This is a genomic window from Curtobacterium sp. ODYSSEY 48 V2 (assembly GCF_023712625.1).
Lineage (GTDB): Bacteria > Actinomycetota > Actinomycetes > Actinomycetales > Microbacteriaceae > Curtobacterium.
Genome location: NZ_JAMAXX010000071.1, coordinates 1 through 284, shown reverse-complemented (window position 1 = coordinate 284; position 284 = coordinate 1). Strand labels below are relative to the sequence as shown.

The window sequence follows — 284 nt, the reverse complement described above, 5'->3', positions numbered from 1 at the left end:
TCCGCCCTGGGTAAGTCGGGACCTAAGGCGAGGCCGACAGGCGTAGTCGATGGACAACGGGTTGATATTCCCGTACCGGCGAACAACCGCCCAAGCTAATCCAGTGGTGCTAAGAGTCCTAACCCGGGTTACCGGATCCCTTCGGGGTGATGGTGTCCGGTCTAACGCTCGACCCCATGCTGGTGCGGCTAGCGTATGAACAGGTGTGACGCAGGAAGGTAGCTGAGCCAGGCGATGGTATCCGTAAGGTGAACCTGGTGTAAGGATGTAGGGCTGACGATAGG

Annotated in this window: 1 rRNA gene; it reads left to right on the top strand. The window is 58.8% G+C overall.

Annotated features, from left to right (window positions below):
* Window positions 1-93 (top strand): 23S ribosomal RNA (locus M3666_RS16530); the annotation flags it as partial.
* Between the last annotated feature and the right edge of the window lie 191 nt (window positions 94-284).